This window comes from Bradyrhizobium sp. GCM10028915, assembly GCF_042666195.1.
Lineage (GTDB): Bacteria > Pseudomonadota > Alphaproteobacteria > Rhizobiales > Xanthobacteraceae > Bradyrhizobium > Bradyrhizobium canariense_D.
Genome location: NZ_JBHTFN010000071.1, coordinates 137,035 through 163,673, shown reverse-complemented (window position 1 = coordinate 163,673; position 26,639 = coordinate 137,035). Strand labels below are relative to the sequence as shown.

The window sequence follows — 26,639 nt, the reverse complement described above, 5'->3', positions numbered from 1 at the left end:
GGATGGATCTCAATCTCAGCGACGAGCAACGCCTGCTGCGCGAAAGCGCGGAGCGCTTCGTGGCCGAAAGCTACGATGCCGATCACCGCCGCAAGATGGCGAACGATCCGCTCGGCTTCAGTCCGGCGGTGTGGAAACAATTCGCAGAACTGGGCTGGCTGGCGCTGCCGATCGCGGAGGAGTGTGGCGGGCTCGGCGGCAGCGCGGTCGAGATCGGCATTTTGATGGAAGCCTTCGGCCGCGGGCTTGTGTCGGAGCCGTATATCGCGTCGGTCGTGCTTGGCGCCGCGTTGATCGAGCGATGCGGCAGCATGGCGCAGAAGCAGGCCATCCTGCCGAAGATCGCGGACGGATCGTTGAAGCTCGCGCTCGCGCATTCCGAGCGCGCGGCGCGGTTCGATCTTGCCAAGGTCGCAACCACCGCCCACAGCACGGCGCAAGGCTGGCGCCTGGCCGGTCGCAAGATTGCCGTGCTCGATGGCCACGCCGCCGACGAGATCATCGTCTCCGCGCATATCCATGATCATCAGGGCTCCTCCGGCCGCATCGGCCTGTTCCTGGTGCCGGCGACAACTCCGAGTGTTGCGATCTCCGACTACGAGCGCCTCGGCGGCGGGCGGGCCTGCAACATCGAGCTGTCGGACGTGCAACTGCCGGAGGATGCCTTGCTCGGCAACGGGCATGACGCGCTGCCGGCAATCGAATGGGCTGTTGATCGCGCCATGGCTGCGCTTGGCGCCGAGGCCGTCGGCATCATGCAGGTACTGCTGGATACTACGCTGGAGTACACAAAAATCCGGAAGCAATTCGGCCGGCCGCTCGCCGCCAACCAGGTGATCCGCCACCGCCTTGCCGACATGGCGGTCCAGGTCGACGAAGCGCGCTCGATTGCGCTGCGCGCCGCGCTGAAGGTCGACGCCGATCCGGTCGAGCGCGCGCGGGCCGCATCGGGCGCGAAGGCGAAGATCGGCAAATCCGCGCGTTTCGTCGGCGAGCAGTCGATCCAGCTTCACGGCGGCATGGGCGTCACCGAGGAGCTCGAGGTCGGCGCTTATTTCAAGCGGCTGGTCGCGTTCGACACGTTGTTCGGCGGCAGCGCGCACCATTATGGCCGCCACGCCCTGCTTGGCCGCCCCACCGTGCCGCCCTGACACAAGGAGCGCATCATGGACCTGTCGTTCAATGCCGAGGAGCGCGCCTTCCAGGACGAGGTGCGCGGCTTCATTGCCAGAAACCTCACCGAGGAGATGAAGCGCGCGACCGCGCTGACGCCGTCGGTGTTCTCCGACCCCGATATCGGCATGGCCTGGCAGCGCACGCTGCACAAGCAAGGCTGGGGCGCGCCGGGCTGGCCGGTCGAGCATGGCGGGCCGGATTGGACCCCGGCGCAGCGCTGGATCTTCGAGACTGAAAGCGCGCGGGCCGGCGTGCCCAATGTCAATGTGATGGGCGTGAAGATGGTCGGGCCCGTCATCATCGGTTTCGGCTCGCCCGAGCAGAAGAACTTCTACCTGCCGCGCATTCTGTCCGGTGAGGATTATTGGTGCCAGGGCTATTCCGAGCCGGGCTCCGGCTCCGACCTCTCCTCGCTGAAGACGCGCGCCGTGCGCGATGGCGACGACTACATCATCAACGGCACCAAGATCTGGACGACGCATGCCCACCACGCCAACCGCATGTTCGCGCTGGTGCGCACCAGCGACGGCCCGCGGCAGCAGGACGGCATCAGCTTCATTCTGATCGACATGAAGACACCGGGCATCACGACGCGCCCCATCCTCACCATCGGCGGCGACCACGAGGTCAACCAGGTGTTCTTCGACGACGTGCGCGTTCCCGTGGCGAACCGCGTCGGCGAGGAAGGCAAGGGCTGGACCTACGGCAAGTATCTGCTCGAGTTCGAGCGCGGCTCCGGCATCGCCTCGGCGAAGCTGCGCGAGGGGCTGAAGGCGATCGCGGAGCTTGCCGAGTCCGATCTGACGGGCCGCGCGATCGACAGTCCCGACATCGCGACGCGCATCTCCGAAGTCGAGGTCGACATCGACGCGCTGGAGATGACCGAGCTGCGCGTGCTGTCGGCGCTGCAGACCGGACAGAATCCCGGTGCGGTGTCGTCGATCCTGAAGCTGCGCAACAGCGAGATCCGCCAGGCCGTGACCCGGCTCGGCGCCGACGTCATCGGCCATGACGCCCTCGCGGTCGAGCCGATGCGCCCGCTCTACAAGCTCAACCACGAGCCGGCGATGCCGGAGGAGATGCTGACGGTGATGCCGGAATATCTCAACGGCCGCGCCTATACGATCTTCGGCGGCACCTCGGAGATCCAGCGCGATATTATTGCGAAGATGATGTTGGGGATCTGAGGGGCACTGGCGCTACATTCTCACTGTCGTCCCGGTCTCACTGTCGTCCCGGCGAAGGCCGGGACGACGAGTTGGATTTGTGGCGACAGCCAGCACGACAATGGCCGCTAACCGCCCACCTTCGCATCCCGGATCGCCTGCCAGATCTTCTGCGGCGTCAGGGGCGTGTTGAGCTGGGTGATGCCGAACTCGGCGAGCGCATCCATCACGCCGTTGGTGACGCAAGGGGGGCCACCGATGGCGCCGGATTCGCCGCAGCCCTTGGCGCCGAGCGGATTGGTGCGACAGGGCGCGGAATCGTCGAGCGTCACCACGATCGGCGGAACGTCGTCGGCGCGCGGGATGCAGTAGTCCTGGTAGCTCGCGGTGAGCAGCTGTCCGTCGGCATCATAGGACACGCTCTCATACAGCGCCTGGCCGATACCCTGCGCCACACCGCCATGGATCTGTCCCGTCACCAGCATCGGGTTCACCGCGACACCGACGTCGTCGACCGTGGTGTAGCGCACGACCTTGGAGACGCCGGTCTCGGGATCGATTTCGACCTCGCAGATATGGGTGCCGTTCGGCCAGCTCGGACCGTCCACCTCGCCTTCGGAATCGACGCTGAGCTTTGCGCCGCCTTCTTTCTCGGCAATGTCGAACAGGCTGATGCGGCGGTCGGTGCCGACCACGGTGAGCATGCCGCCCTGATATTCAATGTCCTCGATCGAGGTCTCCAGCACGTTCGCCGCCTTCTCGCGCGCCTTCTGGATCAGATCGTTGGATGAGACCGCGACCGCCGTGCCGCCGACGAACAGCGAACGCGAGCCGACGCTGCCGAAGCCCGTCGCCAGATCGGTGTCGCCCTGGACCACGTCGATCTTGTCCATGGGGATGCCGAGCGTGTCGGAGATCATCTGGGTGTAGGTGGTCTGCAGCCCCTGCCCCATCGCCATGGTGCCGGAATGCAGGACGACGCGGCCCTGCGCGGTCGCGTGCAGGCTGACCTTCTCGGTGTGGGCGCGGCCGCCGGTCCACTCGATATAGGAGGTGAGCCCGCGGCCGTAGAGCAGGCCCTTCTTCTTCGCCGCTTTCTTGCGCGCGGCAAAGCCGTCCCAATCCGCAAGCTTCACGGCGCGATCGAGCATGTGCGCGAAGGCGCCGGAATCGTAAACCTGCCCCGCAGCATTCGTATAGGGCAGTTGCGCCGGCTTGATGTAATTCGCTTTCCGGATCGCGCGCGGATCCATGCCGATTTTTCGTGCAGCCGCGTCGAACAGGCGCTCGACGATGAACACGGCCTCCGGGCGGCCCGCACCGCGATAAGCGCCGACCGGCGCGGTGTGGGTCATCACCGACTTCACCTCGAAATGTACCAGCGGCAAATCGTAGACGCCGGTCTGCACGAACGGCCCCAGCACCAGCGGGATGATGTTGGCCGCGCCTGAGGAATACGCGCCGGTGCAGCCGATCGAGCTGACGCGGTAGGCCAGCACCTTGCCCTTCTCGTCGAGCGCAAAGGAAGCTGTCGAGGTAAGATCGCGGCCGTGGGTGCCACCGACGAATTCGTCGGTGCGGTCGCCGCGCCAGCGGATCTTCCTGTTCAGCTTGGTTGCGGCATAGGCGACGATGCCGTCCTCGGGATAGAGGTTGGTCTTCTGGCCAAAGCCGCCGCCGATATCGCCGACCAGCACGCGAACGCTGTCCTTGGGACGCTTCAGCACGGCCTCGGCCAGCACGTCGCGGGTCGAGGCAGGCGTCTGCGACTGCACATGCAGCAGGAGACGGCCGGACGTCTTGTCGATCTCGGCAATGGTCGAGCGCGGCTCCATCGCCGAGGGCACCAGGCGCTGGCTGACGAGATCGAGCTCGACGGTATGCGCCGCCCTGGCAAAAGCCTCGTCCACCTTGGCGGCATCGCCGTAAGCCATCGCGCCGACGATGTTGTCGGGGGCCTCCGGCCACACCACGGGCGCGCCGGGCTTGACCGCCTCGACGGGATCGACCACCGCCGGCTGCACGTCATATTCGACCACGATCGCTTCGGCTGCGCTCTGCGCGTCGGCACGCGAGGAGGCCACCACGGCAGCCACGGCCTCGCCCGCATAGCGCACGATGTCGTGCGCCAGCAGACGGCGTGGCGGCACCGTCATCGGCTTGCCGTCGGGGCGCTTGAAGATGCTCAAGGTCGGGATAACGCCGATGTCGTCCTTGACGAGGTCGGCGCCGGTATAGACCGCGGTCACGCCGGGCATCGCCGTGGCGGCGCTGGTGTCGATCGAGACGATCTTCGCATGGGCATGCGGCGAGCGCAGCAGGTACAACCACAGCGCGCCATCTTCCGGCTTGTCGTCGATGAACTGCCCCTTCCCGGTGAGCAGTCGCTGGTCTTCCAAACGCTTGACGGGCTGCCCCGCTCCGAAACGCAAATTGCCGGGAAGAATGTTCATTCCACCATGTCCTTGAAACCCAGAAAACGACCGCGGGGGTTTTAGCCGATTTTGCGGTCGATACAACCGAGCCGCGGCACATCTGCATTGCGTGTCACGCCCGCTCTGGCCGCAGATTGCCGGGTCAGGAGCGCTCTATGTCGATGATGCCCACATTGATATCACGGGTGTCCGAATCCCGCTTTACCGTGAGGCGAACGGTCTTACCGGCACCGGCCTGCTCGAGCGCATCAGTCAGGTCGGAGAGCCGCCGCACCGGCTTGCCTTCCACCGCGGTGATGATGTCTCCGACCGTTCCAGTCGACAAGTTGACACCGCGAATCCCCGCCTGTTCCGCAGGGCTGCCGGGGGCTGTCCGGACCACGATCACCCCTTGGACGCCAAGCCGCGTCGACACATCCTCGCTGGCGGCGACGATGCCGATGCCGGGCGTCGGCACGCGGCCATTGCGAATAAGCTCGGGGACAATCCGGTTCACGACGTCCACCGGCACCGCGAAACCGATGCCTGCATTCGAGCCGGACGGCGATATGATCGCAGTCGTGACGCCGATCAGCCGGCCGGCGGAGTCCAGCAGCGGCCCGCCCGAATTGCCCGGGTTGATTGCGGCATCCGTCTGGATGACATTGGCAATCTCCCGGCCGCCATGGGTCGGAAGCCTCCGCTTGAGGGCACTGATGATGCCGCTCGTCATCGACTGATCTAGCCCGAAAGGATTGCCGATCGCAAACGCGGATTGCCCGACTTTCAGGTCGGTCGAACTGCCGAGAGCCACCTGCGGTGGAAGCTCGCGCACGCTGCGGATCCGCAGGACCGCAAGATCGTAATTGGGGGCGGTGCCGATCAGATCAACCCGAGCCACCTCTCCCGACGCAAAGCGGACCGCGATCTCGCCGCCATTGGCCACGACATGGTTGTTCGTGACGAGATGCCCGTCGCGGTCCCAGACAAATCCCGTGCCGGAAGCGCCGCCCTGCCCCTCCTCTCCCATGACTGGAGTAGCGGCCGATCTCACCGCAACCTGGACAACCGAGGGCGACACTCGTTCGAAGATGTCGATGGTGGCCCTTTCGGCCTCGGACAGCGGACCACGTTGCTCGACGGCGCGCGCGGAGGGGGTTGTCCATGGCGCATGCTGGACCTTCACGGCAGTTACCACGAGCAGCAGGGCGGCAAAAGCCGCCGCAATGATTGCGTAGCGACGATTCATCAGTGATCACCGTGTCGTATGCTGAAGACGATCTCTCGAATGCACATGCCGGGAGGTGACAGAGCCAGCTCACGCAGCAACGTCGAAAATGAATGGAAGTTTCTCGAATCGGGCAGCTAAGGACGGTTCCGCTGCCCGTGCCGGGGCCCATTGCCGCGTGACAAACCGCTACGCCAGCTCCCGCAATGCCGCTTCTACGACCTTGCGCGCATCGGCGGTGAGAGCGGCCTGCGGCGGGACAGGATCGCCGACGTCGTACCCCTGGATGGCCAAGCCGGCCTTGATGCAGGCCGCCAGGTTGAAGCGGGCAAAAGCTTCGTTGATGCGCCACAGCCTGCGCTGGAGCGCCATCGCCTCGTCCCAGCGGCCGGCCTTGCAGAGGTCGTAGAGCGCGACGCTCTGGCGCGGAATGATGCAGGCGGGGCCCGCCATCCAGCCGAGGCCGCCGATCAGCATCACCGCGGCCGGGATATGGGCGGAGGCGGAGAACACCCGCAAGGCATCGCCGCAGCGGTTCATGATCGAGAGCAGCCGGCCGGTGTTGGTCGAGGCGTCCTTGATGTAGCCGATGCGCGGATGTTCGGCGAGGCGCGCGATGATTTCGAGGGTGAGATCGGAGCGCTGGAATTGCGGATTGGTATAGATGACGACGGGGATGTCCACGGCATCCGCGATGGCGCGGAAATAGGATTCGATCTGGGCGTCGGCGAGCGGGAAATACGCTTCCAGGATCGCCAGAATGCCGTCGGCGCCGAGCTTCTGATACGCCTTCGCCTGCGCCACCGCATCTGCCGTCGAGGTGGAGGCGACGCCCGCGACAACAGGCACACGTCCCCTTGCCGCCTCGATCGTGGTCTGCACGACCGCGGTGCGTTGGGCGGCGTTGAGATAGGCGAACTCGCCGGTCGAGCCGAGCGGGGTCAGACCGTGGACGCCCGCGCCGATCAGATCGTCGCAGAGCTTTGCGAGGACGTTCGTCCGCACCGCGCCATCGGCAGCGACGGGAGAGACGAGATAAGGGAAGACGCCGCGAAAATCGGACATGTCAGGTGTGAATCCCGGAAACTGGCTAGCGCCTGACGGTCTTACCAACGCTCGTGCCGGCGATCAAATCCTGATCAGCCGCACCCGCGTGCCCCAGGGATCGATCGCCTCAACGCCGTCCGCTAGCGCCGTGACTTTCGCGCCGCCCTTGCGCAGGCGCTCTTCCTGTGCGGCGAGCAGATCCTGCTTAGCTGTCACCAGCGAGAACCAGGCGAGCCCCGTTGTCTGATCGTCGCGTTGGCCGGCGCCCTCGCTCTGCCACACGTTTATGCCGAGATGATGATGGTAGCGTCCCGACGACAGGAACGCGGCGCCGTTGCGGCTGCGGGTCGGGTCGAGTCCGATCGTGCCGTGGTAGAAATTCTGCGCCTGCGCGAGGTCGCCGACGCGCAGATGCATGTGGCCGATGCGCATTCCGTCCGGTGCCTTGGCATAATCAGGCACGCGCGTATTGGTCAGCGACAGCAGGTCGGGAATGTCGAGCTCGTCGGCCGCCATCTTCACGTTGCCTTCGCTCCACTGCCATTGCGAGGGATCGCGGTCGGCATAGACCTCGATGCCGTTGCCTTCGGGATCGTCGAGATAGACGGATTCGCTGACGAGATGATCGGCAAAGCCCGACAGCGGCACGCGATGCGAAGCGGCTGCTACCAGCCAGCGGGCCAAGTCCTTGCGGGTCGGCATCAGGAAGGCGGTGTGATAGAGGCCGGCGGCGTTGCGCGGCTCGATCTCGGCATCAGGACGGGCCTCCAGCACCAGCAGCGCGATGCCGGCCGTGCCGAGCTTGGCGGCGCTCGCCGAGCGTTCCATCACGGTGAGCCCGATCACGTCGCGGTAGTAGTTCGCAACCTTGTCGAGATTCTTCACCAGGAGCGTCACCATGCCGACGCGCATCGGCGTGCGGCTGGCATAGGTCGGACCGCCGCCCTGCGGTGTGCCCTCGGCGCGCGCCGCGCCCGCAGCCGCCATTGCGAGCGAGCTGGCGCCGGCGAGTTGAAGCAGGGTGCGGCGGGTAAGGTCGATGGTCATCAATCAGGGCTCGCAAAAAGGCTTGAGGCCGTACGGCACAAGGTCGAGCCGATTGCTACACGTTCCCGTGAGCGGCTCCAATCACATGTTCGTCGGCCGTGCTCTTACGGACCAGCTTCCCTGCTTATTTCCTGGCCATGCGGCCAGTTACGCGATCGCCCGCGACATCCCAGATTGAGGACAGCTTTACAGGAGCCTGCCATGACCGACTCAACTCCCCTGACTTCGCTGTCGTCCGCGCTCGCGGATATGGTGTCCCGCACCGCGCCGTCCGTCGTCGCCGTCCATTCGCATCGTTCCCGCGCCACCGGCTTCGTCTGGAAACCCGGCCTGATCGTCACCGCCGACGAGGCGCTGGCCGACGAGGGCGACGTCGAGATCGGCCTCCCCGACGGCAGCACCGCGGCCGCCACGATCGCCGGCCGCGACCATACGACGGATATCGCACTGCTGCGCGCCGATACGGCGATTGCCCCGGTCAAGCTGGCCACAATTGTGCCGCCCCTTGGCGCGTTGTCGGTCGTCGTCGCCACCAACCGCGATACGCCGAGCGCCGCGCTCGCGATGGTGTCGCAGTCCGGCAAGAGCTGGCGCTCCCTGCGCGGCGGCGACATCGACGCGCGGATCGAGCTCGACGTCCGCTTGCGCTCCAGCCAGCAGGGCGGCCTCGCGCTCGACGCATCGGGCGAAGCCTTCGGCATGGCCGTGCTCGGCCCGAGGCGTGTGCTAGTGATCCCGACAGCGACGATCGAGCGGGTCGCGGCCCAGTTAGAGGCGCGCGGCCGCATCGCACGCGGATATCTCGGCCTCGGGCTGCAGCCGGTCCGGCTCGACGACGGCGTCGGCGCGATGGTGATGAATGTCGACAAGGCCGGCCCTTCGGCGGCGGCCGGCATCCGCCAGGGCGACGTCATCGTCGCGGTCAACGACCAGAAGCTGTCCGGCGTGCGCGCGCTGTCGCGGACGCTGGGTCCGGCGAGCGTGGGCGCGGTGGTCGATATCGCGGCGCGCCGCGGCGGCGAGCCGGTCAGCTTCAAGGTCACGATCGGCGAGAGGCCGGCGGCGTGAGCGAGGACATCGCGCCCGAGATCGTGTTGGCTTTGGAGATCGACGATCCCGCCCTCGCCGATCGCCTGGCTGCTCTGCTCGGCAATATCGCCGGGCTTCGCCTCGCCGAACCCGGCGAGAAAGCCGCCGCGACGATTGTCACTCGCGATCCGCGCATCATGCCTGAGGACATTGCGCTGACGCAACGTGAGCTCGACGTGCTGGCGTTGATGGCGGAAGGCGGCTCCAACAAGATGATCGCGCGTCAGCTCGGCATTTCCGTCCACACGGTGAAATTCCATGTCGGCTCGCTGCTCGACAAGCTCGACGCTACCGGCCGCACCGATGCGGTGGCACATGCGGCCCGCCGCGGCGTGATCGAGCTCTAGGTCGGGTGCGGCGGGAAGCTGAGCTGGACCGTCAGGCCCGGCGCGTTGTCGTGCAGGGCAATCTCGGCACCATGGAGGCGAGCGACCGCGGCGACCAGGCTTAAGCCAAGGCCGTTACCCGGGGTGTAGCGGCTCTGCTCGAGCCGGTAGAAGCGTTTGAACACGTGATCGCGCTGATCCGCCGGAATGCCCGGGCCGTCGTCGGCGATCGCGATCGTCGCACCGCCGTCGGTGCTGCTGCAGGTGACGGTCACCTGCCCGCCTTTGCAGCCGTGCTTGATCGCGTTGTCGACGAGATTGGCGATAGCGTCGAACAGCAGGTCGCGATCGCCAATAATCGCCACCTCGCGATCGCCGCCGAGGCTGAGCCGCGTCGCAACCTGTTCGGCGGCGGCATCGTAGAGCTCGACGACCTCGCCGGCGATTTCGGCGAGATTGAGGGTGCGAAACGCACTACGGCGGGCGCGGGTCTCGATCTCCGAGATGCGCGTGATGGAGGCGAACATGCCGAGCACGGCGTCGAGATCGGCGATGGTGTCACCGATCAGCGCCGCGTCGGCCTCGCCATTGCGCGAGGCGTGATAAGCCTTTTCCAGCCGACCCCGCATGCGCGTCAGCGGCGTACGCAAATCATGGGCGACGTTGTCGCTGACCTGCTTGACCTCTCCCATCAAAGTCTCGATGCGGTCGAGCATCTGGTTGAGGTTTTCGGCGACCCGGTCCCATTCGTCGTGACTGCCGCGCAAGGGAATGCGCTGGTCGAGGCCCGACATCATGATGGCGCGGCTGGTGGCGTTGATCTCCTCGATCCGCCCGACCGTGCGGCGCGTCACCAGCACCGCGGCGAGCCCGGCGAGCACCAGCATCAGCACGGCGACAGCGGCCATTGCGAGCTCGATCATCGCGGTGAAGCCGCTGTGGTCGCCGGCATCGCCGACACGGCTCTGCACATAGGCGATCGTGCCGAAATAGACATAGGCCATGATCGCCGCGACGATCAACCCGAACGCCGCGATCGCGATCAGCGCAAGGCGGAAGGTCGAGGAGCGGAGCGTTTTAGCCAGGAGCACGGAGACAATATCCGATGCCGCGGATGGTGTGGATCAGCGGATAGGCCTGGGCATCATCGACCTTGCGACGGACGCGTCCGACATAGACGTCGATGATGTTGGTGGAGGGATCGAAATGCAGATCCCAGACATGCTGGAGCAGCATCGCACGCGAGACGACGCGGCCCTCGTTGCGGACCAGATATTCGAGTAATTGGAATTCCCGCGGCAACAGCGGAATCTTCCGGCCGCGGCGGCTCGCGCTGCGTGCGATCAGGTCGATGGCGAGATCGCCGACCCGCAGGATCGTCTCCTTGGCGACGGTGTCGCTGCGCCGGCCGAGTGCCTCCAGCCGCGCCAGCAATTCGGTGAAGGAGAACGGCTTGACGAGATAATCGTCGCCGCCGGCCCGCAAGCCGCGCACGCGGTCGTCGACCTCGCCAAGTGCGGAAATGATCAGGAACGGCGCGGCGATGCCGTCGTCGCGCAACTGGCGCATCACGCTGATGCCGTCGATATCGGGCAGCATGCGGTCGATGGTGATCACGGCATAGTCGCGCGCGGCGCCATGGCTGAGCGCTTCGCGCCCGGTGGCGGCGAGATCGACGTCGTAGCCGGAAGTCGTCAGCTCCTCGACGAGCTGGCCTGCGGTTTCCGCGTCGTCCTCGACGACCAGAATGCGGCGGTGAGCTCCGGTCATGACAAACTCCGCGCGACGATCGCCACCAGACTATCCCGTTCCGGGGCTGAGCGGAACCGTCCGATGACGATCGCGACAATGGTGCGGTACGGCGATGCTAGTACCAAGAGTCTCCGCACACATTGACCCATTGCCACCCATAGGGCGTCAAGCTCCTGCGCCAGCAGCCGTCATAGTAGCCGGCATAGATGAAAGGTGCTCCGAAGAAGAAGCGATGGTGTTGCCGGAAGAAGGCATGGCGGCCGATGAAGGGCCTGCCGTGCCAGCCGGAGCCAGCGAAGCGCGGCCCGATCGCCGCATGCGCGAAACGTGCACCGCCAAAGCCCGGGCCGCCGAAACGGGCGCCGCCCATGCCGCCGACGCGCATACCACCGAAGCCACCGGTGTGCATGCCGCCGCCGAAGCCTCCCGTGTGCATGCCGCCGCCACCGAAATGCCCACCACCGCCGAATCCGCCATGACCGCCACCGCCACCGCCACCGCCTCTGGCAAGCACCGGTGAAGCGAGCGCCATCACCGCTGCGATCGTCACCGCGGTGAGGCCTTTGAGAATCCTGTTGTCCATCGAAGCATCCTCCGTGCTGCGCGACAATATTCTGCCGCGCGAGGAGGATCAGATGAGAGGAAGGGACAGGCGCCTTCAACTTACAAACGCGCCAGATTCTGACGCGGAAGTTAGGGAGACGCTGCTCTCTCACTCGCTCGCCCCGTTCTTGCGGGGAGAGGGTGGGGTGAGAGCGGGGAGAGGTTAGAAGCTACGCCCGCTTGCCGCCGTTTTTCTCGGCCGCGCGGCGCAGCGCTTCGGCGAGCGCACCGCCGCCGGAAGACTCCTGCTGGCGCGGGGCCGACGACGTCATGCGGGACGGGTTACGTGAGCTGTTATCCCGCTGCATGCCGGGCGCGTCCTTCTTGGCGCCGACCTCGTCGTCGAGCCGTAGTGTCAACGAGATACGCTTGCGCGCGACCTCGAAGTCTAGCACCTTCACTTTGACGATGTCGCCGGGCTTCACCACTTCACGCGGATCCTTGATGTAGGTCTTGGACATCGCCGAGATGTGCACGAGGCCGTCCTGGTGCACGCCGATATCGACGAAGGCGCCGAACGCCGCGACGTTGGTTACGGTGCCCTCGAGGATCATGCCCTTCTTGAGGTGCTTGATCTCCTCGACGCCGTCCATGAACACAGCTGCCTTGAAGGCCGGACGCGGGTCGCGACCGGGCTTCTCGAGCTCGCGCAGGATGTCGGTGACGGTCGGCAGACCAAACGTCTCGTCCACGAAGTCTTTCGGCTTCAGCGTGCGAACGATGTCGCTGCTGCCGATCAGCGCCTTGATGTCGCTCTTGGTGGCGCTGAGAATCCGGCGCACCACCGGATAGGCTTCCGGATGCACACCGGAGGCGTCGAGCGGGTCCTCGCCGCCGAGGATGCGCAGGAAGCCCGCGCACTGCTCGAACGCCTTGGGGCCGAGCCGCGGCACGTCCTTCAACGCCTTGCGCGACTTGAACGGCCCGTTGGCGTCGCGGTGTGCCACGATGCTCGAGGCGAGGCCGGAGCCGACGCCCGACACGCGCGCGAGCAGCGGAGCGGACGCGGTGTTGACGTCGACGCCGACGGCGTTCACGCAGTCTTCGACCACGGCGTCGAGGGATTTGGCGAGCTTGGCCTGGCCTAGGTCGTGCTGGTACTGGCCGACGCCGATCGCCTTGGGTTCGATCTTGACGAGCTCGGCGAGAGGATCCTGGAGCCGCCGCGCGATTGACACCGCGCCGCGCAGGGTGACGTCGAGGCCCGGCAACTCCTCCGAGGCGAACGCCGAGGCCGAATAAACCGACGCGCCGGCTTCCGACACCACGATCTTGGTCATCTTCAAGTCGGGCAGGCCCTTGACGAGGTCGGCCGCGAGCTTGTCGGTCTCGCGCGAGGCGGTGCCGTTGCCGATCGCGATCAGCTCGACACGATGTTTCAGCGCGAGCTTGCCGAGGATCGCAAGCGCCTCGTTCCACTGCCGCTGCGGCTCGTGCGGATAGATCACGGCGGTATCCACCACCTTGCCGGTCGCGTCGGTGACGGCGACCTTGACCCCGGTGCGGAAGCCGGGATCGAGACCCATGGTGACGCGGGTGCCGGCGGGCGCCGCGAGCAGCAAGTCGCGCAGATTCGAGGCGAACACGCGCACGGCCTCTGTCTCGGCCGCATTCCACAGCCGCATGCGCAGGTCGATGTTGAGATGCACCTGGATCTTGGTGCGCCAGGCCCAGCGCACGGTATCGATCATCCAGCGGTCGCCGGCGCGCTTAAGGTCGGCGATGCCGAACCGCTTCATGATCTTCAGTTCATAGACGCTCGGCACGCCGGGCGGCGATGGTTCGGCCTCGGCCTGGATCTGGAGATCGAGGATTTCTTCTTTCTCGCCGCGGAACATTGCGAGGATTCGGTGCGAGGGCAGCTTGGTCAGCGGCTCGGAGAACTCGAAATAGTCGGCAAACTTTTCGCCCTCGGTTTTCTTGCCGTCGCGCACCTTGGAGGTCATGCGCGCATTAGTCCACACCTCCTCGCGAAGCGCGCCGATCAGGTCGGCGTCTTCGTCGAATCGCTCGACCAGGATGGCGCGGGCGCCATCGAGTGCCGCAGCGGCATCGGCAACGCCCTTCTCGGGATTGACGAAGGCTTCAGCGACCACCTTCGGATCGTTGTTGGGCTCGGCCATGAGCTGAAAGGCGAGCGGCTCGAGCCCGGCTTCCTTGGCGATCTCGGCCTTGGTGCGGCGCTTCGGCTTAAACGGCAGATAGATGTCTTCGAGGCGCGCCTTGCTGTCGGCAGCGAGAATGGAGGCCTCCAGCGCGGCATCGAGCTTGCCCTGCTCGCGGACCGATTCGAGGATGGCCTTGCGGCGGTCCTCGAGCTCGCGCAGGTAACCCAGGCGCTCCTCCAGCGTGCGCAATTGCGCGTCGTCGAGCGCACCGGTCGCTTCCTTGCGGTAGCGGGCGATGAAGGGAACCGTGGCGCCGCCGTCGAGCAGCGCCACTGTCGCCTCGACCTGCTCCGCCCGAACCCCAAGCTCCTGCGCAATTTTCTGGTTGATATTTGCCACGCGAGAACCCCTCTATCCAAGCACGCATCGCGGAGGCGAACCACCGGCTGCGGGACGCCGCTTATGGACCAATCAGGGTTGATTCATCAAGGTGCGGCGGACGACCGTCGACAAGGGATTTTTTGTCGAAGCGATGCGATCTCGCCACAATCGTGGGTGCTACGCAGACGGCGCACGTCCTGCTGTCGTCCTGGCTTTCGCCAGGACGACAATGGGGATTGCCTCGACACCTTGACAGGCGCCCCGGTTCAGCGGCTGTTTTGTCTGCCGGACTCCTGAACTTCATGTGAGGATTATAATGCGGACGACATCGGTCGGCGTCTTCAAGGTCGCCACCAGAGGCCCCGGCGACGTCTCCGGATTGATGAGCATGATCGGCTCCGGCGCGATCGATCCGGCATCCATCCTGGCGATCCTCGGCAAGACCGAAGGCAATGGCGGCGTCAATGACTTTACCCGGGAATATGCCGTTGCCGCGCTGTGCACGGCGCTGGCGCCGCAGCTCGGGCTGTCGCCGCAGGAGGTCGAGCAACGCATCGCCTTCGTGATGTCGGGCGGCACCGAGGGCGTGCTCAGCCCGCACATCACGGTGTTCACGCGCCAGGACATTCTACAGCGCCCGGCAGGCCTCTCCGGCAAGCGCCTGAGCATCGGCATGGCGCACACGCGGGATTTTCTCCCTGAAGAGCTCGGCCGCTCCGCTCAGATCACGGAGACAGCCAAGGCCGTGAAGGCCGCGATGGCGGATGCCGGGATCGCCGATCCCGCCGACGTCCATTTCGTGCAGATCAAATGCCCGCTGCTCACCAGCGAGCGCGTCGAAGCGGCGAATGCGCGCGGTCACAAGACAGCGACGACCAGCGCCTACAGTTCGATGGCCTATTCGCGCGGCGCTTCCGCGCTCGGCGTTGCGGTCGCGCTCGGCGAGATCGCAACCGGCGTTCGTGATGAGGACGTGCTGCGACGCTACGATCTGTTCTCGAACGTCGCCTCGACCTCGTCCGGGATCGAGCTCATGCATAACGTCGTCATCGTGCTCGGCAATTCGATGTCCTCGACGAGCGAATTCGAGATCGGGCATGCCGTGATGAGCGATGCGATCGACGCCGCCGCGGTGCTTGCGGCGCTGGAGAGCGTTGGGCTCCGTGCCGGGCAACAGACGCCGACCGGCAGCAAGCTTGTCAACATCTTCGCTAAGGCCGAGGCCTCCCCTGATGGCAGCGTGCGCGGCTTCCGCCACACCATGCTCGAAGATACCGATATCAGCTCGACACGCCACGCCCGGGCTGCCGTTGGCGGGTTGATTGCCGGCCTCGCCGGCACTGGTGCGGTCTACGTCTCCGGCGGCGCCGAGCATCAGGGCCCAGCCGGCGGCGGGCCGGTCGCGGTGATCGCAAAGTTCTCCAATTGATGCGGGCGCATGCAATTCGGGATTACCTCTCCATCCGGCGCAACCCTGCCCTTCGCGCCGCTCAGTTGATTAAAGTGTTCCTGTGCGAAACTAAGATGGCGGCGCACGAAGAGGTTTGGATCGCATGACTTTCCCGATGAGCTGGAACGAATGGGCGCAGCACGATGGCGTGGGGCTGGCCGCGCGCGTCCGCAAGGGCGAGCTCACGGCAAAGGAGTTGGCGCGCCAGGCCGCCGCGGGCGTCGCCAAGGTCAACCCGGCACTGTCGGGCGTGGTCGAGCTATTCGATGACGTGATCGCCGATCCGGCCAAGGACGGCGCCAATCTCGCCGGCCCGTTCGCAGGCCTGCCCTTCCTGATGAAGGACCTCGGCCCGACCATGAAGGGCCGGCTCCAGGAGATGGGCTCGCTGTTAATGCGCGGCAATCGCGCCAGCGCCGACACGTTCCTGACCGGCAAATTCCGCCAGGCCGGACTGAACCTGATCGGACGCACCACGACACCGGAGTTCGGCGTCTGCAGCTCGGCCGACAATCCGGCCGTCTATGTCACGCGCAATCCCTGGGACACCGACTACACCACCTGCGGCTCGTCGGCCGGGAGCGCCGCAATGGTCGCGGCCGGCGTGGTGCCGATCGCACACGCGACTGATGGCGGCGGCTCGATCCGCATTCCCGCCGGCGTCAACGGCAATATCGGCTTGAAAGTCTCGCGCGGCGTGTTCTCGCTCGCACCGCACATGTCCGATCTCACCGGCCTCGTCTCGATCCAGGGCTGCCAGTCGCGCTCGGTGCGCGACACCGCCGCCTTCGTCGATCATGCAAGGGGAGCGGCGCCCGGCGAATTCATGCCGTTCTGGACCACAGCGCAGCCCTATTCCGAGATGATCAAGCGCGATCCGTCAAAGCTTCGTATCGCGCTGTCGCACACCTGGGGCGACTACACCGCGACGCCCGAGATCGCGGCCGAGCTGGCGAAGGCCGGCCGCTTCCTCGAAGGCCTCGGCCATCACGTCGACTACGCCCTGCCCGAACTCGACTTCCGCGCCGCGTTCGAGGCGCAGACCACCTGCTACATCTCGAATTTTGCCGTGGTGATCTCCAACATGCTCGCCGCGCGCGGACTGGAACGGCCGCCGGAAGATCTCATCGAACCCATGAATATCCGGATCTGGGAAGCCGGCCGGCATACGAGCTTCGCCGAGCGGGCGAAGATGCAAGGCGTGTTCAACACGACCTCGCGCGCCTTCGGCGCCTTCTTCGAGCAGTGGGACGTGATCCTGACCCCGATCACGGCGCTGCCGACGCCGAAGGTCGGCACCCGGGAATATCTCACCATCTCCGACAACCCCGACGTGCTCGACTGGTTCGGCAATCTTTGGCGCTTCTTCGCCTTCACGCCGCTCGCCAATCTCTGCGGCATGCCGGCGATCTCGATGCCGATGGCCACGCAGGACCACGGCCTGCCGCTCGGCATCCAGGCGATTGCGAAACAGGCCAATGACGGCCTCCTGCTGCAACTCGCCGCCCAGATCGAGCGCGCGCTCGACGGCAAGTGGAACGACGGCAGGAAGCCGAAGGTGCATGTGAGCTGAGCGAGTTGATCGCATTAACTTGCGATCCGCGAACGGCCTCAGTTCTTCACCGAGGGAATTTCCTCCGGCCGGGGCTGCTGCTGGCCCTGCTGGTACATTGCCAGCGCCTTTTCGAGCGCTTCGCGCAGAGCCAGCGCCGCGGCCACGCTGCAACGCAGATGCGCGGTCTGGACCACGTCAACCCTGACGGCGGCGCCGACCGGCATCAGAAGGTTCGCCGCAAGCTCGATTTGAATCGCGCCGTTGTGGTGGCCGAAGCAGGATGCACCGTCGAAATAGATGATCGGCGCCCGCTCCGAGCTCGATGTCGAAATGATGACGGGCCCCTGGCTGGTGACGGGCGTTTCGGGATCGGCCATGGGCACTCCTTACGGCTGGTCGAACGAACGAGGCGCCCACCATCGTTGCTTCGGCCCGCCCTGTCGAGGCCAAACCGCCCCCGGCACCCACCGTGGGACGCGCATTCGGGGTTTTGCGCCGCGCCCGCCACTGGTCTAGAACGTCCTCATGTCCAGCTCACCGACCACACTTTCGTTCGAGGACCTCGCCGAGGCGATCAAGGGTCGCCGCTCCGATTACGGCCAGATCAGCGGGCTCCAGCTCGACCGCTTCGCACCGCGCGAAGCCTGGTCCAGCCTGCCCTACCGGCCGGTCTTTGTCGGTGACACCGAGACCGGCGTCCTGCATGGCGGGGTCGTCACCGCGATGCTGGACGAGAGTTGCGGCATGGCGGTGCAACTCGCGCTGGACGGCACAAGCGCGATCGCGACGCTCGATCTGCGCATCGACTATCAGAAGCCGGCAACGCCGGGCCTCGACATCAAGGCGCATTCGGTCTGCTACCGCACCACGCGTTCGATTGCCTTCGTGCGCTCCACCGCCTATCAGGAGTCCGAGGACGATCCGGTCGCGACCGCGACCGCCTGTTTCATGATCGGCGCCAACCGCACCAACATGCTCGCGGATCGCAGGATGGATTCGCCCGGCATCCCGAGGCTGGAGGCGCCGGACGATCCGGAAGGCCCGTTCGCCAACAGCCCGTTCGCACGCTGCCTCGGCATTCGCGTCAACGACGACGGCACACTGACGATGCCGTTCTCGCCAAAGATCATCGGCAATCCGATTCTGCCTGCGATCCATGGCGGCATGACCGGCGCCTTCCTCGAAACCACCGCGATCTTCGGAGTGGCCCGTGAACTCGGCGCCACCGCACTGCCCAAGCCGATCGGACTGACCGTCAACTATCTGCGCTCCGGCCGCGCGCTCGACACGTTCGCCAACGTCTCGATCGTGAAACAGGGCCGGCGCATCGTCGCCTTCGAGGCACGGGCCTGGCAGGACGATGCGAACAAGCCGATCGCCACAGCCTTCGGCCATTTCATGCTGCGGCCGACGCCCGGAAACGACGAGGAATAGGCGCATTTTCCCTTGACGGCCAAGGTCTGGGCCACAACGATAGCGCGTCCCCTCACGAGAGGTATTGGCTTGCGGCATCCGCTCGACATCATCGCCATGTTCGCCGCGCTCTGGCTGCTGGCAGCGATGGTGCTCGACGCGCTGACGCCGAAGGAGCTGACGACGGTGATGATCGGCATCGCCATCGGACCCGCCGTCGTCATCACCGCCGTGTTCTACTATCTGCGCTGCCCGCGCACCGATTTCGCGGTGATGTTCGCCGCGCTTTGGCTGATCTCCGACATCGGCATCGCGTTCATCTCGCCAACGCAGCTGCCCCACTTTCTGATCGCGCTCGGCTTCGTGCCGGCGCTGCTGATCGGGATCGTGCTGCACTGGCAACGCTTCCAGCGCCGCCATGAGCGGCTGCCCGTGCCATCGGTCAAGCGCGGCTAGCGCGGCAGCAAATTGGTCTTGGCGAGATCGACGACCTCGTCGCCGCGGCCGTTCATCACGGCGCGCAAGACCCAGAGGCTGAAGCCCTTGATCTGTTCGGGCGTGATGGTCGGCGGCATCGACAGCTCCTGCTTGGCGGTGACCACATCGAGCAGCGCCGGTCCGTGGTGGGCCAGCATCTCCTTCATCGCACCTGGAAGCTCGCCGGGATCCTCGACCCGCCTTGCGAAGATACCCATCGCGCGCGCCATCGCCGCGAAGTCCGGATTCTCCAGATCGACATTGGTGTCGACGAAACCGGCCGCCTTCATCTCCAGTGCGACGAAGCCGAGCACGCCGTTGTTGAAGATGACCACCTTCACCGGCAGCTTCATCTGCGTCAGCGTGATCAGATCGCCCATCAGCATGGTGAAGCCCCCGTCGCCGGAGAGCGAGATCACCTGCCGGCCGGGCTGCGCGGCCTGCGCGCCGATCGCCTGCGGCATGGCGTTGGCCATCGAGCCGTGCACGAACGAGCCGATCAGCCGGCGGCGTCCGTTCATCTCGAGATAGCGCGCGGCCCACACCGTCGGCGTGCCGACATCGGCGGTGAACACCGCATCATCGCTCGCATGGTCGCTGATGACCTTTGCCAGGTATTGCGGATGGATTGGTTTGCTGCCCGGCGTGCCCTTGGCGAGCGAGTCGAGGCCTTCGCGCGCCTTCTTGTAATGCGCGATCGCATCGTCGAGGTGCTTGCGCTGCGTCTTGGATTTCAGAAGCGGCAGCAGCGCCTCGAGGGTGAGCTTGACGTCGCCGACCAGGCCGAGGTCGATCTTGCAGCGGCGCCCGAGATTTTCCGGACGGATGTCGATCTGCGCGATCTTGGCATCGGTCGGGAAGAACTGCTTGTAGGGAAAATCGGTCCCGAGCATCACCAGCGCGTCGCAGGCGTGCATGGCGGCATAGCCGGAGGAGAAGCCGATGAAGCCGGTCATGCCGACATCGTAGGGATTGTCGTATTCGACATGCTCCTTTCCGCCCAGCGCATGCACGATCGGGCTCTTCAAGGCTTCCGCAAGCTGCATCAGCGGCGCATGCGCGCCGGCGCAGCCGCGACCGCAGAACAGGGTGATGCGTTCGGCGCCGTTCAGGAGATCCGCAAGCGCCTTCAACTCATCCGCCTGCGGCACAACCTTCGGCGCCGACAGCGCAAGGCCACGCGCCGTCGACAGCGCGCGCTTGGGTGGGCTGCGGAAGGCGACGTCGCCCGGCATGGCGACAACGGCGACGCCGCGCATGCCGACCGCCGCGCGGATCGCGTTTTCCAGCACGTAGGGAAGCTGACTCGGATCGGAGACCAGCTCGCAATAATGGCTGCACTCGCGGAACAGGTTTTGCGGATGCGTCTCCTGGAAATAGCCGCTGCCGATCTCGGCGGTCGGAATTTGCGCGGCGATCGCAAGCACGGGAACGCGGCTGCGATGGGCGTCGAACAGGCCGTTGATCAGATGCAGATTGCCGGGACCACACGAGCCCGCGCACACCGCAAGGCTGCCGGTCATTTCCGCTTCCCCGGCGGCGGCGAAGGCCGCGACCTCCTCGTGCCGGACATGGATCCATTCGATCGTGCCGCGCCGCCGCAGCGCTTCGGTCAGCGCATTCAGACTGTCGCCGACGATGCCGTAGATGCGCTTGACGCCAGCCTGTTCGAGCGTTGCCACGAACAGATCGGCCACGTTGTTGATTGCCATGTCGGTCTCCTGATCTCGCCTCTGCGGCAAGATAGGATAACGCGCAACCGTGACGGCATCACGGCTTGTTTATTGCTGCTTCAGTCTTTCGCAATCGCCCGATCGTAGGCCGCGATCGTCAATTTTGCGCGAGCGGCAACGTCCGTTACCGTCATGCCGGGCTTGTAGAGGTTGGAGCCCAGCCCGAACGCCGTCGCGCCACCCTCGATGTACTCCGCGAAATTCTGGTCGGAGACGCCGCCGACGGCGGCGATCATCACGCCGGCCGGCAGCACGGCGCGGATCGCGGCGATGCCGGACGCGCCGAGCACGCTTGCCGGAAAGAACTTCAGGCCAGAGGCGCCGGAGCGCGCGGCCAGCAGCGCCTCGGTCGGCGAAAACACGCCCGGCAACGTGACCATGGCGTATTGGTGCGCACGTGTGAGCACCTGCGTATCGACATTCGGCGAGACCATCAGCTTGCCGCCGACATCGTTGAGCCGATCGACATCCGCTGTGGTCAGCACCGTGCCGGCGCCGATCAGCACGCCGGCCGGCGCGAGCTTGACGGCGGTGGCGATGGAGCGGAACGGATCGGGCGAGTTTAGCGGGATCTCGATCGCGGTCATGCCGGCCTCGATCAGCACGCCGACGATGGCCTGCGTTTCCTCGGGCTTCACGCCGCGCAGGATCGCGAGCAGTGGCCGCTTCATCGCCGGAAAGGGAACGCTCATTTCAACAGTCCTCTCATTTCGTCCAGATCGCGGCAGCCGCCATCGACAGACCGCGGCGGACCGCTTCATCGGCATCGACGGGGTTCACGGTGACCGACAACGCATCGAAAGCCAACTTGTACAGCATCGCGAGCCGCCCCGAGGCAATCAACGTAATGCCTGCTTTCGGCACGGCGCCGGAGAGCCCGGCGGCCAGCTCGATGCCGATCAAAGTGCCCGACAGCGTTTCGCGCGCCGCGGCCGGTGTGCTCCCGAACAGAAGCTGACGCGAGCGCGCGCCGAACAGAAAATTGGCCGCGAACGACGGCGCCTCATACGCAGCTCTCACCGCCGCCTTGAAGCTCGCGACGTCCTCGGCGTCTTCGGCGCCTGCGACCGCAAGCGACAAGATCGTCTCGCGCGACACAACGCTGAAGAGCTCGCCGGTCATGAAGGTGGAGAAATGCGCGATCGTATCGTCCTTCAGGCGTACCCATTTCGAATGCGTGCCGGGCATGCAGACCAGCGCCTCACCTGCGGCATCGAGACCAAGCGCGCCGAGCAGCTGCGTCTCCTCGCCGCGCATCACGTCCGGCGCTCTTGTATCGCGCTGCGCGATACCCGGCAGGATGCGGATATCGCGTGCTTCGCCCGGCACGTGCGCGGCCTGCTCCAGGACGGCCGCGAGCGGCGCGGGTGTATCGACATATCCGGCTTCGACCCAGCCCGTCTTGGCGCCGGCCATGCCGCAGACCAGAACCGGCAGATGAGCTGGTGCTTCGACGGCGGCAAGATGGGATTGCAGCACGGCCGCGAAGCCGGTCTTTGCCGCCGCCAGCATGCCCTCGCCGCTGCGGCGTTCGGCCAGCACTACGCCGGTACGATCGATCAACCAGAGCCGGAAGCTGCTGGTGCCCCAGTCCACCGCGACGTAAGCGGGTTCGGTCATCTCGGTTCTCGTCCTCGTCTCACCGGCAAGACGCCGTCTCGCGACAATGAGACGACGGCCCGCAAATTCGCCACGGGATATCGGCTATTGCCGCCGCAAACCAGCGTTTTCTCGCGGGACTGAGCCGCTGTAGCGCTGGCACACCGCTTGCGGAGCGGTGGCACACCGCTTGCTCAAGCAACCCTGCTCACGTCCGTGAACCGCGCAATAAGACGCGTCAACATCAGATGAGGAAACCCATGGAGATCGGCTATTTCACGATGCCTTCGCACCCGCCGGAGTGCGGCCTGAAGGAAGGGAACGACTGGGACCTGCAGGTCATGCGCTGGCTCGACGAGCTCGGCTATCAGGAGGCCTGGGTCGGCGAGCACCATACCGCGCCCTGGGAACCCAATCCCACGCCCGATCTGCTGATCGCGCAGGCGCTGATGCAGACCAAGAATATCCGTATCGGGCCGGGCGGCTTCCTGCTGCCCTATCACCACCCGGCCGAGCTCGCCAACCGCGTCGCCATGCTCGATCACCTCTCGGGAGGTCGGCTCAATTTCGGCGTCGCGGCGAGCGGCCTGCCGAGCGACTGGGCCATGTTCAATGTCGACGGCATGAGCGGACAGAACCGCGACATGACGCGCGAGGCGCTGGAGATCATTCTGAAGATGTGGAGCGATCCCGCGCCCTGGACCTACAAGGGCAAATTCTGGACGGTGACCAAGCCGGACACGATGTTCGACTTCTTGAAACCCCACATCAAGCCGTTGCAGACGCCGCACCCGCCGATCGGCGTCGCTGGGCTCTCGAAGAACTCGGACACGCTGAAGCTCGCCGGCGAGCGCGGCTTCATTCCAATGAGCCTCAACCTGAACCCGGCCTATGTCGGCAGTCATTGGGATTCGGTTGTAGCCGGCGCCGCCAAGACCGGGCGCAAGCCGGACCGGGCCGATTGGCGGCTGGTGCGCGAGGTGTTCGTCGCCGATACCGACGAGGAAGCGTGGCGGCTCTCGACCGGCGACATGATGGGCCGGATGATGGGCGAGTACTTCCTGCCGCTGCTCGGCCATTTCGGCTTCAAGGACTATCTGAAGCACGCGCCCGACGTGCCCGATAGCGACGTCACCGTCGAATATTGCGCCAAGCGGAACTGGATCGTCGGCTCGCCAGCGACCGTCGCCGAGAAAATCGAGAAGATCTACGAGGAGGTCGGCGGCTTCGGCGTGCTGCTGGTGTTCGGCTTCGACTACAAGCACAAGGCTGAAGCCTGGCATCACTCGCTGTCGCTGCTGAAGAACGAGGTGATGCCGCGCCTGAAGCATCTCGGCTCCGCGAAGAAGGCGGCTTGACCCGACGCGGGTGCAGCGCGATCGTGCCGCACCCGCATCCATTTCGGAGATTTCCGCGTGACGGTGGACGCCAGTGCTTTCGACGCTAAGGATTTCAAGCAGGCGATGCGCCAGTGCGCCGGCGCGGTCGCGCTGGTGACGGTCGGCGCCGAGCACGGCAAGCGCACGGGGCTGACGGTGACCTCGGCCTGCTCACTGTCGGACTCGCCACCATCCCTGATCGTGTGCGTCAACCGCAACGCCAGTGCGCACGCGCGCATCCGCGAGGAAGGCGCGTTCGCGATCAACTTCCTGCACGAGGACCACGCCCTCCTGGCGCTTACCTTCAGTGGCCAGAAGGGCGTCAATGGCGACGACCGTTTTGCGTTCGGGGAATGGACGCGCGGGGTGACCGGCGCGCCGGTGCTGACGGACGCAGTCGCTGCGTTCGACTGCGTGCTGGCGCAGGAATTCGAGACCACGACGCATTCGATCTTCGTCGGTGAGGTGCGCGGCGCATCGCATTCCGACGGCGCGGCGCCGCTCGTGTATCTGCGCAGCAGCTTCCACGCCCCGCGCGAAATCCGCGGCACCGTGACAGTCGGCGACCTCGACTCGCGACATCTGAGCTGGAGCGATTTTTCGTAGAGAGCGCCAGCAGGCTCGCTGCCGCTCCCGTCTCCCCTTGCGGGAGAAGGTGGCGCGAAGCCCCGGATGAGGGGTATCTCTCCGCGGACTCAGAAGCAAGAGAGTCAAGTGCGGAGAGATACCCCTCGCCCGTCTCGCCGCGTTCGCGGCGAGCCGCCCTCTCCCGCAAGGGGAGAGGGAAGAAAGATCGCTACTGCGTCGTCTCGATCTTCAACTGCTTGATCTTGCGATACAGCGTGGCGCGGCTCAGCTTCAGCGCGCGCGCTGTTTCCGTCACGCGGCCGCCATGCTTGCGCAAGGCTTCGACGATCGCCGCGCGCTCCGCCGCTGCGAGATCCGGCTCCGCCCTTCCACCAAACGGCGGCAGATCGAGGTCGGCATCGGTGATGACGTCGTCCTCCGCCGTGCAGCCGGCGAGCCGCAGCACATGCCGAAGCTGGCGCATGTTGCCGGGATAGGGATAGGCCGCGAGCCGCGCCCAGGCCTCGTCCGAGAGCGAGCAATTCGGCGCCTCCTCGTGAGCGATCTGGCGGATGACGTCGTCGCGGTCGGCGCGCTCGCGCAAGGCCGGCAGCCGCACCTCCATGCCGCGCAGACGGAAATAGAGGTCGGTGCGGAAGGCGCCCTCCTCGGCCATGCGGCCGAGATCGCGATGGGTGGCGCTGATCAGGCGAATGTCGACCGGCACGGGCTTCAGCGCGCCGAGCGGCCAGACTTCGCGGTTCTCCAGCACCCGTAGCAGCCGCGTCTGCAGCGCGATCGGCATGTCGCCGATCTCGTCGAGGAACAGCGTGCCGCCGTCTGCCTGCACGATCAGGCCCTTCGAACCGTCGCGGCGTGCGCCGGTGAAGGCGCCGGCCTCGTAGCCGAACAGCTCGGCATCGATCAGGCTTTCCGGCATCGCCGCGCAGTTAAGCGCGACATAGTTGTGGCGTGCGCGATTGCCGGCTGCGTGAATGGCACGGGCGAACACATCCTTGCCGACGCCGGTCTCGCCATGCAGCAGCACCGGCAGATTGCGATCGCCGATGCTTCTAAGTCGCTTCACGCTCCTGATCAGGCTGGGATCGCGTCCGGCGAGCCGCTGCAGCGCATCGAAGCGATCGACCGGTGCATCGCGGCGCGGCGCGAGCGGACGGGTCGAGGCCCTCGCCCGCAGCGGCGGCGCGACATGGCCGTGCCCTAGTGAACTGCCATCGGCCCGGCGCAGCTCGACGAGATCGTCTGCGTCGCGCGCGGCGGGATGGTCGAATTTGACATAGCGCGACAGATCGATGCCGGCTGCGATCAAGCCGTCGGTGAGACCCAGCAGTGCGCGCGCCGAACGGCAGGCGCCGACGATGCGGCGATCGTCGTCATAGGCGAGCAGGCCGCTGCCGCCGTCGCCCGGCACGGTCGCGATCCAGGCGTTGCGGAAATGACTGCGGAAGATCGCGCCCTCCATGCGCCGCGTTGCCTCCATCGTCACCGCGAGCGCAAGCTGATGCGCGGTGCGTTCGAGGTCCTCGCGGCAGGAGGTGATGTTCACGGCGCCTGCGAGCCGTCCCGCCTGGTCAAACAGCGGCGTCACGGCGCAGGAAAACATGTGCCACTGCGCGCGAAAATGCTCGTCGCGATGCACCAGGATCGGCTTCTGCTCGGCGAGCGCGGTGCCGAGCCCATTGGTGCCTTCGGAGGCCTCGGAAAAATTCGAGCCTGTGTAGATCTTCCAGTCCATGAATAGTCGTGCGTCGGCCTCGCCGGGCAGGCGGCTGAACAGCATGGTTGCGTTCACGTCTGCCAGGTTGACGCAATAGCCGGCACCGCGCAGTACCCGGGCGAGGTCGTCGAGCTCCGGCGTTGCAAGCCGGATCGTCTCCTCCATGGGTTCGGCGACGTGACGGATCTCGGCTTCGGTGAGCGTCTGCGGCGGCCCCTGACGGCCGGGATCGAGCTTGTGGCTGACCAGGCAGCGCCGCCAGGAATTGGCAATGCGCGAAGAGGCATCGACGTCGGCCAAGCGGTCTGTAACCTGATTGGCGACGGACAAGACACGGGCGACATGGTTCGAGGCCGAAAGGCTGGCCATCGCGGACGTCTCCACCCTGCAT

The 26,639-nt window shown here is 65.8% G+C and carries 23 protein-coding genes; 10 read left to right on the top strand and 13 right to left on the bottom strand.

The window, feature by feature from the left end; translation table 11 throughout:
• Positions 1-2: 2 nt before the first annotated feature.
• Together ACFQX9_RS36410 and ACFQX9_RS36405 are read left to right on the top strand one after the other, a co-directional pair.
• Positions 3-1,151 (top strand): acyl-CoA dehydrogenase family protein, encoded by a 1,149-nt coding sequence (locus tag ACFQX9_RS36410; protein WP_377791925.1) that lies wholly within the window; start codon positions 3-5, stop codon positions 1,149-1,151.
• 15 nt (positions 1,152-1,166) lie between these two features.
• Positions 1,167-2,363, top strand: a complete 1,197-nt coding sequence (locus tag ACFQX9_RS36405; RefSeq protein WP_377791924.1) for an acyl-CoA dehydrogenase family protein — start codon at positions 1,167-1,169, stop codon at positions 2,361-2,363.
• Between the two features lie 107 nt (positions 2,364-2,470).
• Here the strand turns inward: ACFQX9_RS36405 and ACFQX9_RS36400 are convergent, their stop codons facing one another.
• The 4 genes from ACFQX9_RS36400 to ACFQX9_RS36385 form a co-directional block, all read right to left on the bottom strand.
• A complete protein-coding gene (locus ACFQX9_RS36400) occupies positions 2,471-4,795 on the bottom strand; it encodes a xanthine dehydrogenase family protein molybdopterin-binding subunit (protein ID WP_377791922.1) in 2,325 nt (774 codons plus the stop codon).
• A 124-nt stretch (positions 4,796-4,919) separates the two neighbouring features.
• Positions 4,920-6,005, bottom strand: a complete 1,086-nt coding sequence (locus tag ACFQX9_RS36395) for a S1C family serine protease (protein WP_018453660.1) — start codon at positions 6,003-6,005, stop codon at positions 4,920-4,922.
• 168 nt (positions 6,006-6,173) lie between these two features.
• The gene (locus ACFQX9_RS36390; RefSeq protein WP_018453659.1) at positions 6,174-7,049 is read right to left on the bottom strand and encodes a dihydrodipicolinate synthase family protein; all 876 of its coding nucleotides are present in this window, start codon (positions 7,047-7,049) and stop codon (positions 6,174-6,176) included.
• A 63-nt stretch (positions 7,050-7,112) separates the two neighbouring features.
• Positions 7,113-8,078 (bottom strand): VOC family protein, encoded by a 966-nt coding sequence (locus ACFQX9_RS36385; protein ID WP_377791921.1) that lies wholly within the window; start codon positions 8,076-8,078, stop codon positions 7,113-7,115.
• Between the two features lie 201 nt (positions 8,079-8,279).
• On the opposite strand from ACFQX9_RS36385, the gene ACFQX9_RS36380 reads away from it, so the two are divergent.
• Both ACFQX9_RS36380 and ACFQX9_RS36375 read left to right on the top strand, forming a co-directional pair.
• A complete protein-coding gene (locus tag ACFQX9_RS36380) occupies positions 8,280-9,146 on the top strand; it encodes a S1C family serine protease (RefSeq protein WP_018453657.1) in 867 nt (288 codons plus the stop codon).
• Complete coding sequence (locus tag ACFQX9_RS36375) at positions 9,143-9,514, top strand: response regulator transcription factor (RefSeq protein ID WP_007614569.1); 372 nt, start codon at positions 9,143-9,145, stop codon at positions 9,512-9,514. The genes ACFQX9_RS36380 and ACFQX9_RS36375 overlap by 4 nt, the downstream gene beginning before the upstream one ends.
• Here ACFQX9_RS36375 and ACFQX9_RS36370 read toward each other — a convergent pair.
• The 4 genes from ACFQX9_RS36370 to ACFQX9_RS36355 all read right to left on the bottom strand — a co-directional run bounded on the left by ACFQX9_RS36370 (position 9,511) and on the right by ACFQX9_RS36355 (position 14,355).
• Positions 9,511-10,584 (bottom strand): HAMP domain-containing sensor histidine kinase, encoded by a 1,074-nt coding sequence (locus ACFQX9_RS36370; RefSeq protein ID WP_018453655.1) that lies wholly within the window; start codon positions 10,582-10,584, stop codon positions 9,511-9,513. The genes ACFQX9_RS36375 and ACFQX9_RS36370 overlap by 4 nt on opposite strands.
• Positions 10,571-11,263 carry a response regulator transcription factor gene (locus tag ACFQX9_RS36365; RefSeq protein ID WP_018453654.1) on the bottom strand — a complete coding sequence of 231 codons (693 nt, stop codon included), beginning with the start codon at positions 11,261-11,263 and terminating at the stop codon, positions 10,571-10,573. Before ACFQX9_RS36365 ends, ACFQX9_RS36370 begins: the two co-directional genes overlap by 14 nt.
• A gap of 97 nt (positions 11,264-11,360) precedes the next feature.
• Positions 11,361-11,828 carry a hypothetical protein gene (locus ACFQX9_RS36360; RefSeq protein ID WP_085349581.1) on the bottom strand — a complete coding sequence of 156 codons (468 nt, stop codon included), beginning with the start codon at positions 11,826-11,828 and terminating at the stop codon, positions 11,361-11,363.
• A gap of 190 nt (positions 11,829-12,018) precedes the next feature.
• On the bottom strand, positions 12,019-14,355 hold the full coding sequence (locus ACFQX9_RS36355) for a Tex family protein (protein WP_377791920.1): 2,337 nt from the start codon (positions 14,353-14,355) through the stop codon (positions 12,019-12,021).
• Positions 14,356-14,653: 298 nt separating this feature from the next.
• Here ACFQX9_RS36355 and ACFQX9_RS36350 point away from each other — a divergent pair, with 298 nt between their 5' ends.
• Both ACFQX9_RS36350 and ACFQX9_RS36345 read left to right on the top strand, forming a co-directional pair.
• Positions 14,654-15,766, top strand: a complete 1,113-nt coding sequence (locus tag ACFQX9_RS36350; RefSeq protein ID WP_377791919.1) for a ring-opening amidohydrolase — start codon at positions 14,654-14,656, stop codon at positions 15,764-15,766.
• 124 nt (positions 15,767-15,890) lie between these two features.
• A complete protein-coding gene (locus tag ACFQX9_RS36345) occupies positions 15,891-17,360 on the top strand; it encodes an amidase (RefSeq protein ID WP_085384401.1) in 1,470 nt (489 codons plus the stop codon).
• A gap of 38 nt (positions 17,361-17,398) precedes the next feature.
• Here ACFQX9_RS36345 and ACFQX9_RS36340 read toward each other — a convergent pair whose 3' ends face one another.
• Complete coding sequence (locus tag ACFQX9_RS36340; protein WP_204512303.1) at positions 17,399-17,719, bottom strand: hypothetical protein; 321 nt, start codon at positions 17,717-17,719, stop codon at positions 17,399-17,401.
• Positions 17,720-17,867: 148 nt separating this feature from the next.
• Between ACFQX9_RS36340 and ACFQX9_RS36335 the strand changes: the two genes are divergently transcribed.
• Entirely contained in the window at positions 17,868-18,776 is a 909-nt protein-coding gene (locus ACFQX9_RS36335) for a PaaI family thioesterase (RefSeq protein ID WP_204512304.1), read from the top strand.
• A 69-nt stretch (positions 18,777-18,845) separates the two neighbouring features.
• Complete coding sequence (locus ACFQX9_RS36330; protein ID WP_166517536.1) at positions 18,846-19,211, top strand: hypothetical protein; 366 nt, start codon at positions 18,846-18,848, stop codon at positions 19,209-19,211.
• Here ACFQX9_RS36330 and poxB read toward each other — a convergent pair.
• The 3 genes from poxB to ACFQX9_RS36315 form a co-directional block, all read right to left on the bottom strand.
• Positions 19,208-20,944: a ubiquinone-dependent pyruvate dehydrogenase gene (gene poxB, locus ACFQX9_RS36325; RefSeq protein WP_204512305.1), complete on the bottom strand. Its 1,737-nt coding sequence runs from the start codon at positions 20,942-20,944 to the stop codon at positions 19,208-19,210. The genes ACFQX9_RS36330 and poxB overlap by 4 nt on opposite strands.
• An 80-nt stretch (positions 20,945-21,024) precedes the next feature.
• Positions 21,025-21,657, bottom strand: a complete 633-nt coding sequence (locus ACFQX9_RS36320) for a 2-dehydro-3-deoxy-6-phosphogalactonate aldolase (RefSeq protein WP_085360497.1) — start codon at positions 21,655-21,657, stop codon at positions 21,025-21,027.
• Between the two features lie 13 nt (positions 21,658-21,670).
• Positions 21,671-22,585: a 2-dehydro-3-deoxygalactonokinase gene (locus tag ACFQX9_RS36315; protein WP_377791916.1), complete on the bottom strand. Its 915-nt coding sequence runs from the start codon at positions 22,583-22,585 to the stop codon at positions 21,671-21,673.
• A 239-nt stretch (positions 22,586-22,824) separates the two neighbouring features.
• Here ACFQX9_RS36315 and ACFQX9_RS36310 point away from each other — a divergent pair, with 239 nt between their 5' ends.
• Positions 22,825-23,922 carry an LLM class flavin-dependent oxidoreductase gene (locus ACFQX9_RS36310; RefSeq protein ID WP_018453642.1) on the top strand — a complete coding sequence of 366 codons (1,098 nt, stop codon included), beginning with the start codon at positions 22,825-22,827 and terminating at the stop codon, positions 23,920-23,922.
• A 57-nt stretch (positions 23,923-23,979) separates the two neighbouring features.
• Positions 23,980-24,549: a flavin reductase family protein gene (locus ACFQX9_RS36305; protein WP_018453641.1), complete on the top strand. Its 570-nt coding sequence runs from the start codon at positions 23,980-23,982 to the stop codon at positions 24,547-24,549.
• A gap of 190 nt (positions 24,550-24,739) precedes the next feature.
• On the opposite strand, the gene ACFQX9_RS36300 is transcribed toward ACFQX9_RS36305, so the two are convergent.
• A complete protein-coding gene (locus ACFQX9_RS36300; RefSeq protein ID WP_018453640.1) occupies positions 24,740-26,617 on the bottom strand; it encodes a sigma-54-dependent Fis family transcriptional regulator in 1,878 nt (625 codons plus the stop codon).
• Positions 26,618-26,639 lie beyond the last annotated feature (22 nt).

Coding starts and splice junctions, on each gene's coding strand:
- ACFQX9_RS36345 (WP_085384401.1), top strand. CDS start 15,891: ATGACTTTCCCGATGAGCTGGAACGAATGGGCGCAGCACGATGGCGTG.
- ACFQX9_RS36390 (WP_018453659.1), bottom strand. CDS start 7,049: ATGTCCGATTTTCGCGGCGTCTTCCCTTATCTCGTCTCTCCCGTCGCT.
- ACFQX9_RS36410 (WP_377791925.1), top strand. CDS start 3: ATGGATCTCAATCTCAGCGACGAGCAACGCCTGCTGCGCGAAAGCGCG.
- ACFQX9_RS36400 (WP_377791922.1), bottom strand. CDS start 4,795: ATGAACATTCTTCCCGGCAATTTGCGTTTCGGAGCGGGGCAGCCCGTC.
- ACFQX9_RS36340 (WP_204512303.1), bottom strand. CDS start 17,719: ATGGCCGATCCCGAAACGCCCGTCACCAGCCAGGGGCCCGTCATCATT.
- ACFQX9_RS36310 (WP_018453642.1), top strand. CDS start 22,825: ATGGAGATCGGCTATTTCACGATGCCTTCGCACCCGCCGGAGTGCGGC.
- ACFQX9_RS36385 (WP_377791921.1), bottom strand. CDS start 8,078: ATGACCATCGACCTTACCCGCCGCACCCTGCTTCAACTCGCCGGCGCC.
- ACFQX9_RS36365 (WP_018453654.1), bottom strand. CDS start 11,263: ATGACCGGAGCTCACCGCCGCATTCTGGTCGTCGAGGACGACGCGGAA.
- ACFQX9_RS36350 (WP_377791919.1), top strand. CDS start 14,654: ATGCGGACGACATCGGTCGGCGTCTTCAAGGTCGCCACCAGAGGCCCC.
- ACFQX9_RS36315 (WP_377791916.1), bottom strand. CDS start 22,585: ATGACCGAACCCGCTTACGTCGCGGTGGACTGGGGCACCAGCAGCTTC.
- poxB (WP_204512305.1), bottom strand. CDS start 20,944: ATGGCAATCAACAACGTGGCCGATCTGTTCGTGGCAACGCTCGAACAG.
- ACFQX9_RS36405 (WP_377791924.1), top strand. CDS start 1,167: ATGGACCTGTCGTTCAATGCCGAGGAGCGCGCCTTCCAGGACGAGGTG.
- ACFQX9_RS36300 (WP_018453640.1), bottom strand. CDS start 26,617: ATGGCCAGCCTTTCGGCCTCGAACCATGTCGCCCGTGTCTTGTCCGTC.
- ACFQX9_RS36380 (WP_018453657.1), top strand. CDS start 8,280: ATGACCGACTCAACTCCCCTGACTTCGCTGTCGTCCGCGCTCGCGGAT.
- ACFQX9_RS36360 (WP_085349581.1), bottom strand. CDS start 11,828: ATGGACAACAGGATTCTCAAAGGCCTCACCGCGGTGACGATCGCAGCG.
- ACFQX9_RS36395 (WP_018453660.1), bottom strand. CDS start 6,005: ATGAATCGTCGCTACGCAATCATTGCGGCGGCTTTTGCCGCCCTGCTG.
- ACFQX9_RS36320 (WP_085360497.1), bottom strand. CDS start 21,657: ATGAGCGTTCCCTTTCCGGCGATGAAGCGGCCACTGCTCGCGATCCTG.
- ACFQX9_RS36335 (WP_204512304.1), top strand. CDS start 17,868: ATGTCCAGCTCACCGACCACACTTTCGTTCGAGGACCTCGCCGAGGCG.